We start from the raw sequence: 9,233 nt of genomic DNA, 5'->3' as shown, positions 1-9,233 counted from the left end.
AAATCCGGCCGCGGCGGGTTCAACATCACCCCGCCGATGTCGCTCGCGGCCCACGCCATTCACCACGCAGTCGACCGCGCCGGCGTCGAGAAGGACTATGTCGAGGATTGCTATCTCGGCAATTGCGCTCATGGCGCGCCGAACATCGGCCGCCAGGCCGCGCTGCTGGCGGGAATGCCGAAATCGACCGGGGGCGTCTCGGTGAACCGGTTCTGCTCGTCCGGTCTCCAGACCATCGCGATGGCCGCCAACTCGATCCGCTCGGACGGTTCCGACTGCATCGTCGCAGGCGGCGTCGAGAGCATCTCGATGCCGGGCGGCGGCACGCCGAAGGAATCGATCGATCCCGAACTGCTCAAGACGGCACCGGCGATCTTCATGGCGATGATTGACACCGCCGATATCGTCGCCGAGCGCTACAATCTCAGCCGTGAATATCAGGACGAGTATTCGCTGGAGTCGCAGCGCCGCATGGCCGCCGCGCAGCAGGCCGGCAAGTTCAAGGACGAGATCGTCCCGATGAAGACTAAGATGAAGGTGGTCGACAAGGCGACCAAGGCCGAGTCGATCGTCGATTACGTCGTCGACCGCGACGAGTGCAACCGGCCCGAGACCACGTTGGAAGGTCTCGCCAAGCTCGAGCCCGTCAGGGGCCCCGGCAAGTTCGTCACGGCCGGCAACGCCAGCCAGCTGTCGGACGGCGCCGCGGCCGTGGTGCTGATGGAAGCCAAGGACGCGGAGAAGCGCGGCCTCAATCCCATGGGCCGCTTCGTCGCCTGGGCGGCCGCGGGTTGCGAGCCGGACGAGATGGGCATCGGCCCGATCTTTGCCGTGCCGAAGCTGTTGAAGCGTCATGGCCTGAAGATCGACGACATCGATCTCTGGGAGCTCAATGAAGCCTTCGCCAGCCAGTGTCTCTATTCGCGCGACAAGCTCGGCATCGATCCCGCCAAGTACAATGTCAACGGCGGATCGATCGCGATCGGCCATCCGTTCGGCATGACCGGCGCGCGGCTCACCGGCCACATCCTCCAGGAGGGCAAGCGCCGCAAGGCGAAGTGGGGCGTCGTGACGATGTGCATCGGCGGCGGCCAGGGCGGCGCGGGACTGTTCGAAATCTACAGCTGAGATCGAGCCTCATGAATGCGGAAGGCACGGCGTCGCAAGCGCCGTGCCTTGTTGTTTGAGCACCAGGTCAGGCGTGTACTCTTTGGGTCATCGGTTTTGTGGGATGAAGCGGCTGAAGGATGGTAGTCTAAGACAAAGCTTGATGATGAGGGGAAGCGCGAGGACCGGGATGACGCACGCAGCGACATAATCTTCCGCCAGCGACGGCAGACCGAAGCTCGCCGCTGCCCACACGAGCGTGACGTTGCGGTTTCCGCTCACGAGACCGATGGTACCGGCGGTTTGCCACCCCAGTCTCGCGAACGTCATGGCAGCGAGGACGCACAGACCGAAATTGAACACGATCGCCGCGGCGAGCATCACGTCGAAACGCAGGGCGTTGCTGGTCCATTGCGCCCGTATGCCTTGCGAGGTGGCAAGCCCCACGATCATGAGCCCGACAACGGCGATCCCGGTGGCGGCGCTTTGATCGGGCAGAACAGGAATCACATGACGACGAAACCTCATGGCTAAGAAGGCCACCAGGCCTGCAGCGCCGATAATGCTGAAGAGCCGGATCGCCAGCCTGCCCATGTCGAATGCAATTCCAAGTCCGAGCACCGTGGCAAAACTCGGAATCGAGATCGGCGTGAGCAAGGTCAGTGCGATGGAAACGAGCAGTGCGAGACGTGGTCGCAAACCGAGCATTCCGGCGATCGCAGCGGCGCTTCCGACCGGCGGCGCCAGCAATGAAAGCAGAACGCCGGCCCGCAGCGCAGGATCAAGCGGAGCAAAGGACAGCAGAATCGCAGCAGCGAATGGCAGCACCAGGCCAACCCAGGCAAGCACCACGCCCATCAGGAGCGGACGAATGCTGGCTTCAGAGGGGGCAAGACCCGCCGTAAGAAACGAGCCCAGCGTCAGAAGAAATGCCGAAAAAGGCAAAAGATCGTAGCCGAGATGAGCGAAGGGAGTGATCACCAGCCCTGCGCAAAGCGAGATCACCAGGAGCATGGGTCCTTGTCCGCCAAGCGTGGACAATATCCGGCCAACGTACATATCAGCTCCTCTGGACTTACGCATCAACGACGATGCGTCTTCAGATTTCAGTCATGTCGGCCGCCATTGCGAACGTCAGAAGAATCCGGCGCTCAAATCCAGGCCGTAGGTTCGTGAGAGCACGAACACAAAGGCGCACGCTGCGCACAACAGGAGGGCGTGCTTCGCCAATTCGGCACCGATGACCGAGAGGACCGTGCGGGAAATCGTGCGTATGATTGCTGGCATGTTGCCTCCTGGTTTTTCAAATCCCATGAACCGGCTGCATGTGGCGGCCGTCAGTCGGTGTGCGAAGCGAGGATCAGGGGCGGATCACCTGGCTCGGTCGACGCGCGCTGAATCAGGATCGCGCCGATCACGTGAACGAGGCCGAATCCCAGCAGAACGAGGATCATCAGGCGCGTCTCGCCGCCTGTTCGCTTTCTGTCGTGCGATGCCGGAGATCTGGCCCGAATTGGAGACGCAGCACGGTTGTGATTGTTCACGATTGTCCTCATATGCTTTGCTGTCGCTCGTCCCGATCGCCTACGGCGCCGGCGGGTTCGAAATGTAGTGGGTAACGAAATCGTCGGAGGCGAGGTTGGCTTGGCGCTCTCGGGGCGCCTTGCTCATTGCCGCGAAGGCAATCACCAGCGCCAGGAGCGAGCCATAGAAGGCGACCACTCCAAGTCTCCACATCGCAACCAATCGCTGTTCTTGGTCGGACGCGAGAAACCTCTGCGATTGTCTTCCCTGCTGTGCGATGTCGGTCAATGCGACCTCCTGTTTGATGGCTGTTGTGATGCCGGCGTGCGATCAGTCGCCTCCGAAAAGGAGCGGTGCGACGGGCGGCGCCGACTGCGAAGCGGCCCTGAGTGTCGGGTGTGCAAAGGTCGTCAACGCTGCGTCGAATCCGGCGAGAACCACGAACAAGCCAACGACGATCATGATGAGGTGATGCGCGCGCACGCTGACTTCCGGATGAAATTGCTCCGCGTCGATCAACCAACCGGCATCTCGTCGCGATGCGATCTGAACCCACTGTCGTCGTCGCCGGCGTCACTCGGCCGTCACTGCAGCGTTAATATTGTTCGCTAAGGCGGCAATTCGTGTAGGATGTATATCCGTGAGCGCATCTGCTTATTTTTGAGGCGGAATGACCGAAACTGCACCCGCGCCCAGCCCAAGTTTTACTCTCGCACTTCTTGGACGTTTTGAACTGATCGGGCCGGACGGTGCCGTCAGCTTACCGAACAAGAAGCTCGCGGGATTGCTGGCCTATCTGGCCTACACGGCACCTCAGCCTCAGCACCGCGAAAAACTCTCGACCTTGCTGTGGGGATCGCACTTCGAAGCGCAGGCGAAGCAAAACCTGCGACAGGCCCTGTTCAAGCTGCGTCAAGTTCTTGGTCAGAGTGCTCTCAGGAGTGACGGCGAATTCATTTCGTTGAATGCCGTTGTGATCACCTGCGATGTGCCGCAATTCGAGCGGCTTGTCAGAAAGGGCAGCCGTGACGCGCTGACCGCGGCGGCAGATCTCTATCGCGGGCGCCTCGTCGATGACATCGCGGTCAACGCTGAGGGCTGGAGCGAGTGGGTGGCCGGCGAACGCGAGCGGTTATCGGAGCTGGCTGTCGGCGCGATGGTAGCGCTCGGCGACCAGGAACTGTCCGACGGACGTGCCGGCGATGCCCTGCTCGCCGGCCAGCGCGCCAATGCACTCAACAGCATGCGCGAGGATGCGCACCGCCTGATCATGCGCGCGTTGTCCGCGGCCGGCCGCAACGCCGAGGCGCTCAAATATTATCAGGCCGTCGTTGCCTTTCTGAAGCAAGAGCTCGGCACCGCGCCCGATGCCACAACCAGCGCGCTGGCTGCGGAATTGCGCAAGGTCCAGGAGCAGAAGATCGTTCTGCCGGCAGCGGAGCCGACGGCAGACCTTTCGCACCAGGCGGAGCACGTGTTCGGCAACGACAGGCCCTCCGTGGCGGTGCTTCCGTTCCGCAACATGGGTGATGAAACCGAACAGGACTACTTCGCCGATGGCGTCACTGCAGACATCATCACCGCTCTATCGCGCTTTCGCGAGCTGGTGGTGATCGCGGCCGGATCGAGCTTTGCCCTTCGGGACAAGGGAATGACCAGCCGGCAGATTGCGCAGCAACTCGGTGCGCAATACGTCCTGAGCGGTCATATTCGCAAGGCGGGCAACCGCATTCGCGTCTCGGCCGAGCTCACTCATACCGGAAGCGAGGCCCAGGTCTGGTCCAATCGCTACGATCGCCCCCTGGTCGACATCTTCGACCTGCAGGACGACGTCAGCAGCAGTGTTGCCGCAGTCGTCGATCCCGCCGTTCGTAGCGCCGAGATCGAACGCGCACGCCGCAAGCCGCCAACTGATCTTTCGGCCTATGATCTGTATTTGCGCGGCCTTCATCATTTATGGGGCGGCACCCGCGAAGGTATCGTCAAGGCCATCGATCTGCTTCGGCGGTCTCTGAGCCTCGATCAGGAGCGAACGGCGACGCTGGCGGCGCTGGCTTGGGGACTCGTGATGGCTCCGCCGCTCGGCGCCAACATGTCTGCGGATGCCGCGTCCGAGGCGGTCGGTCTGGCGCGCCGCGCCGTCGAGCAGGATAGTGGGGACGCTTTCGCCCACGCTGTCTATGGCTTCACGCTGTTTGGGCCCGCCGGCGACAACGATCAGGGGCGCATTCACGCCAGCGAAGCCGCAAGGCTCAATCCGAGTTCGGCTTTCGCATGGGGTGTACTCGGAATGATCGACAGCATGGGAGGCGATTATGCCAACGCACTCGCATGCCTGCATCGGTCTCTCGTCCTCAGCCCCGAGGACAGCATGCTCCATATGTGGATGACGGGACTGACCGCGTCCTACTTTGCCCTCGGGCAGTACGAGGAGGGCGTTGCCTGGGCGCGCAAGTCGGTTCGGCACAATCCGAGCAACGGCACCGGACATCGCATGCTCGCGGCCAACCTGGTCGGGGTCGGCCGGCTGGAGGAAGCCCGCGAGGTCACCCGGGTTCGCGATGCGGCACAAAAAACGACGATCCGCGATCTGCGCGCCATGCGCTTTTTCAAGCAGCACGAGGCGCTTGAACGCTACCTTTCGGCCCAGCAGATCGCCGGCGTGGCCGACTGAGCCTCAAGCGCCGAGTGCAACGAGCAGCGTGCGCACGGTCATGAAGACCAGGATGACCGAGCCGACGGTCCACAGCATTGCGCGAATGTCGTGAATTTGCCCGGTGAGATAGGCGAGAAAATGCAGCAGGCGTGAGGCAACGTAGCCGTAGAGCAGGCATTGCGCGAGAAGCAGCGACGGCTTTGTGAGAACATAAAGAAAGCCCGCGGCCAGGAAATACGGCAGGCTCTCGAGATCGTTCATCTGGATCCGGCGGATCCGCTCCACATCTTCGTTGGGAAGAAGCTGCGCCGGATCGGGTGCGGGATTCAGTGGTGTCTTCTTGATGTCCTCCGGCGAACGGTAGCCGCCCTGGGCCCTCACCATCCGGACCACGGTGAGCCACGACATCGCCACGGCCTTGAGGATGATCAAGCTGGCGGCAACGACATAGGTGGCGAAGAGGGGATCGTGAAGATTGATTCCGTCCAATTTGGTACCCCGCTCCGGCAGGGCCATACTACATGTCCGAGCGGGTTGCGCCACTACGTAAAGGCAGCCGCCAGTCCAGTCCCAGCCTGATCTCGCCTTATGCCTTCGCCAGCGCCGATCGGCCATCCGTTCGGCATGACCGGCGCGCGGCTCACCGGCCACATCCTCCAGGAAGGCAAGCGCCGCAAGGCGAAGTGGGGCGTCGTGACGATGTGCATCGGCGGCGGCCAGGGCGGCGCGGGACTGTTCGAAATCTACAGCTGAGATCGAGCCTCATGAATGCGGAAGGCACGGCGTCGCAAGCGCCGTGCCTTTTGCTTTCTGGCGTGTGCTTGGGGATACGCCCGCGGCAACTCAACCGTTCTTCTCGGGCGCGACAGGTCGGAACACCCACTCGCGCCAGACCACCAGCAACGCCGACATGATCACCGGGCCGAGAAACAAGCCCAGAAGGCCGAAGGCAGCCAAGCCTCCGAAGATCCCGACAAACGCGAACAGAAACGGCAGCCGCGCCGAGTCGCCGACCAGGGTCGGCCAGACGAAATGATCGCCGGCCAACATGACGATCGCGCCCCAGAAGAAGACGCCCGCGGCTGCGAAGCCGCTGCCTCCGCCAGAGACCAGCACCACCGCCGCAGCGGTGAAAGCGAGCCAGGCGCCGAACGGAAGCATGGCGAAGGCCGTGGTCAATATTGTGAATACGATGGCATGCGGCACGCCCGCGACGAAATAGGCCACGCCGATCAATAATCCCTCGCCTGCGGCGACCAGCACCGTACCGTTCACGGTGCCGCGGATCGCATCGACCATTTGCTCGGCGAGACCCTCTCCCGCCTCACCGAAAAGCCGATCGCAAGTTTCCAGCACGCGGTCCGAGATCGACCGGCCGTTGCGCAGCAAGACGAACAAGGCGATCAGCGAAAAGAACAGAAGAAACAGGCGATGAAGCAGCTGTCCGCCGAACGTTCGAAACAGTTCCGATGCGTTGTCTGCGTTGACGCTTTTCAGCCATGCGGTCGCGGCTTTGGGATCGGAAAGATTGCTGCGCCACCACTGCTCGATGCTCTCTGCGGCGATCGGAAGGCGGGCGAGCCAATCAGGCACTTCGATCCCGCTCTCTCCGGCCTGTTTCATCCAGCCCACGAGCAGATCGCCTTGCTGCGCGATCTGATAGACGGCAAGCGACATCGGCGTAAACAGGATGAGGGCGACGACGAGCGTGAAGACCAGCGGGGCCAGGCTGGAGCGGCCGGAGGTCACGCGTGCCGCAAACTTGGTGTAGAGCGGCCACAGGCTGGTTGCGAGTATCGCGGCCCAGATCACCGCGGGCAGAAAGCCCGCCGCCGTCCACAACGCGAGTGCGACCAGCGCAAGGGCAAGCACGACTCGGGCGTTCATGCGCGCGCCTGCGCCGGTAGGCAGCGGCTTTCGCTCAGTCGTGGTCGGGCCTCTGTCGCTCCGCACCGCCTCGCTCCGCTTGGGCGGACGCTGCTTCGATGCCACGGATTTCGCTCGTTCGGTCATTTGAAGTCGCTGGAGTGCGGAGCTGCAGTGTCGAACTGATCAGCAGGAGAAACGCTGGGTCCAGGCTTCAAGCCGCAACGAGGGGCTTCGGTTCCGCTCGGGAAGAAGTCGCAATGAGCTGGCGCCCTTCGCGGGGCGCGGCTCGGCCGAAGCCGCCCGTGCACCGCGGGCAGGAAATCGCGTTCGCCGCTTACGCCTGCGCCAGTGCCGGTGCGAACACCACCTCGATCAGCGAGCCGGAGTTCGCCGCGCTCTTGATGTTGAAGCGGGCGCGGTTGGCTTCGACCAGGGCCTTGGTCAGCGACAAGCTCAGCGCCGAACTGTCTTCGGCGTCGCCGGGCGGCGGCGTGCGGAACGGCTCCATCGCGGCGGCGACTTCGCGCTCGCTGAGGCCGTGACCGGTGTCGCGGATGCGAAGTGCGACCTCGCCGCGGTCGGTGAGCGCGGTCGAGACGATGACCTGGCCGCCGGCGCTGGCGAGCCGGATCGAGTTCGAGATCAGGTTCATGGTGATCTGCCGCATCGCGCGCGCATCCGCGCTCACCTGCGGCAGGGCATGGCCGAGCGAGGTGCGGATGATGATGCGCTCGCGATTGGCCTGCGGCTGCATCACCACCACGCAGGCCTCGACGAGATCGTTGAGGTTGAGGTTGGCGAAGTTGAGGTCGAGCTTGCCGGTCTCGATCCGCGACAGCTCGAGCAGGTCGTCGATGATGGCGATGACGCGCTCGCCGGAGGCGCGGATGTCCTTCATGTACTCGCCGTAGCGCTCGTTGCCGAGCGTGCCGAAGCGTTCCGAGATCATCACCTCCGAGAAGCCGATGATGGCGTTCAGCGGCGTGCGGATCTCGTGGCTGATCCGCGCCAGCATGTCGGCCTTGGCATTGGCCGCGCCGTCGACCAGACGTCGCGCCTGCGTCAGCTCGCTCTCGCCCTGCTTGCTGTGCGAGAGATCGCGGAACACGGCGAAGAAGTTCGGGCCGTCGGGCCGGGTGCGGCCCATGATCATCGCGAGCGGAATGACGCCGCCCTTCTTCTCGCGCCCCAGCACCTCGCGGCCGTGGTCGAGCAGGCTCGCGATGTCCTGGCTCTTGAGGTTTTCCAGATAGTCGATCACGACATGCTGGCTCTCCGGCGCGAACAGCGTCACCAGATTCTGCTGCATCAGCGTCTCGCCGTCATAGCCGAACAGCGCCTCGGCGCTGCGGTTGCAGGCGTGGATGTTGCCTTCGGCATCGAACATCACGATGCCCTCGGCCGTGGTGTCGAGGATCGCGGCGAGATCTTCCGCGGCCGCCTCGCCGGCGTCGGGCTCCGGCGCGGTGGGGAAGGTCTCGGGGACAATGGTCTCGGCGGTGACGGTCTCGGCGATGACGGGCGCAGCCTGCGGCAGCGCGCAGATCAGCGCATGCGCGCTCTCGCCGTCCCAGTCGATCGCGTGCAGATGCGCCTCGGTGGTCGGCAGCGGCGCTTCGCCATTGGCGAGCGTCGCGCTGATCGTGACAGGCGTGCCGGCTTGCGACGTGCTGCTGGCCGCGGACACGCCCGGCTCGACATAGAGCGCATCCAGCCCGCCGGCATTCTCCAGTGCGCTCAGGCTGGCATAGCCCATGCGCGCGAGAAACGCGGGGTTGGCGTAGAGCAGGCGGTCGAGCCGGTAGATCAGGATGCCGGTCGGCAGCAGGTCGAGCAGCGCGCGGTCGCGCGGGCTGTGGCCGTGCGCGGGCGGCGCGGGCGCGGTCAGCCATTCGGCCGGCGCGTGCGGCGTCTCAGGCTCGGGCTCCGGCGTCGCCGCCTCAGGCGTGATCTCGGCATCCGGCGGCTCGGACGATGCCGCGATGGTTTCCTTGTCGCGTTCGAGGCGCTCGGACAATTGGCGGGCGAGCTCGTTGAACGCGCTGTTCTCGACCGGCGTCAGCGTCGGCGATCGCGT

At 63.9% G+C, this 9,233-nt stretch carries 9 protein-coding genes and 1 pseudogene; 3 read left to right on the top strand and 7 right to left on the bottom strand.

The annotated features are described in order from the left end of the window. Window positions 1-1,128: thiolase family protein (locus tag IVB32_RS06835; RefSeq protein ID WP_247410032.1), on the top strand; the 1,128-nt coding region annotated here is incomplete at its 5' end. An 87-nt stretch (window positions 1,129-1,215) separates the two neighbouring features. On the opposite strand, the gene IVB32_RS06830 is transcribed toward IVB32_RS06835, so the two are convergent. The 4 genes from IVB32_RS06830 to IVB32_RS06815 form a co-directional block, all read right to left on the bottom strand. Continuing rightward, a complete protein-coding gene (locus IVB32_RS06830) occupies window positions 1,216-2,121 on the bottom strand; it encodes a hypothetical protein (protein ID WP_247296219.1) in 906 nt (301 codons plus the stop codon). 120 nt (window positions 2,122-2,241) lie between these two features. After that, window positions 2,242-2,421 carry a hypothetical protein gene (locus IVB32_RS06825; protein ID WP_247371574.1) on the bottom strand — a complete coding sequence of 60 codons (180 nt, stop codon included), beginning with the start codon at window positions 2,419-2,421 and terminating at the stop codon, window positions 2,242-2,244. A gap of 270 nt (window positions 2,422-2,691) precedes the next feature. After that, entirely contained in the window at window positions 2,692-2,919 is a 228-nt protein-coding gene (locus IVB32_RS06820; RefSeq protein WP_085348786.1) for a hypothetical protein, read from the bottom strand. Window positions 2,920-2,961: 42 nt separating this feature from the next. Continuing rightward, complete coding sequence (locus IVB32_RS06815) at window positions 2,962-3,150, bottom strand: hypothetical protein (protein WP_018453567.1); 189 nt, start codon at window positions 3,148-3,150, stop codon at window positions 2,962-2,964. Window positions 3,151-3,301: 151 nt separating this feature from the next. On the opposite strand from IVB32_RS06815, the gene IVB32_RS06810 reads away from it, so the two are divergent. After that, window positions 3,302-5,305, top strand: a complete 2,004-nt coding sequence (locus IVB32_RS06810; protein ID WP_247296216.1) for a BTAD domain-containing putative transcriptional regulator — start codon at window positions 3,302-3,304, stop codon at window positions 5,303-5,305. A 3-nt stretch (window positions 5,306-5,308) separates the two neighbouring features. On the opposite strand, the gene IVB32_RS06805 is transcribed toward IVB32_RS06810, so the two are convergent. Further along, a complete protein-coding gene (locus IVB32_RS06805; RefSeq protein ID WP_143273320.1) occupies window positions 5,309-5,803 on the bottom strand; it encodes an MAPEG family protein in 495 nt (164 codons plus the stop codon). 90 nt (window positions 5,804-5,893) lie between these two features. Between IVB32_RS06805 and IVB32_RS06800 the strand changes: the two are divergent. Continuing rightward, window positions 5,894-6,040 (top strand): annotated as a pseudogene (locus IVB32_RS06800) (acetyl-CoA C-acyltransferase); the annotation flags it as partial. Between the two features lie 90 nt (window positions 6,041-6,130). Here IVB32_RS06800 and IVB32_RS06795 read toward each other — a convergent pair. Continuing rightward, window positions 6,131-7,174, bottom strand: a complete 1,044-nt coding sequence (locus IVB32_RS06795) for an AI-2E family transporter (RefSeq protein ID WP_063745866.1) — start codon at window positions 7,172-7,174, stop codon at window positions 6,131-6,133. Between the two features lie 316 nt (window positions 7,175-7,490). Continuing rightward, a partial coding sequence (locus IVB32_RS06790; RefSeq protein ID WP_247410031.1) for a histidine kinase dimerization/phospho-acceptor domain-containing protein occupies window positions 7,491-9,233 on the bottom strand: 1,743 nt, incomplete at its 5' end.

This window comes from Bradyrhizobium sp. 23 (genome assembly GCF_023073295.1).
GTDB classification, from domain to species: Bacteria; Pseudomonadota; Alphaproteobacteria; order Rhizobiales; family Xanthobacteraceae; genus Bradyrhizobium; species Bradyrhizobium canariense_D.
Note: the sequence above shows the minus strand (reverse complement) of the source record. Positions and strands in the feature narration are given on the sequence as shown.

Excerpts from the sequence above, each read along its gene's own strand:
- IVB32_RS06805 (WP_143273320.1), bottom strand. The coding sequence starts at position 5,803 with ATGGCCCTGCCGGAGCGGGGTACCAAATTGGACGGAATCAATCTTCAC.
- IVB32_RS06825 (WP_247371574.1), bottom strand. The coding sequence starts at position 2,421 with ATGGGATTTGAAAAACCAGGAGGCAACATGCCAGCAATCATACGCACG.
- IVB32_RS06810 (WP_247296216.1), top strand. The coding sequence starts at position 3,302 with ATGACCGAAACTGCACCCGCGCCCAGCCCAAGTTTTACTCTCGCACTT.
- IVB32_RS06795 (WP_063745866.1), bottom strand. The coding sequence starts at position 7,174 with ATGAACGCCCGAGTCGTGCTTGCCCTTGCGCTGGTCGCACTCGCGTTG.
- IVB32_RS06830 (WP_247296219.1), bottom strand. The coding sequence starts at position 2,121 with ATGCTCCTGGTGATCTCGCTTTGCGCAGGGCTGGTGATCACTCCCTTC.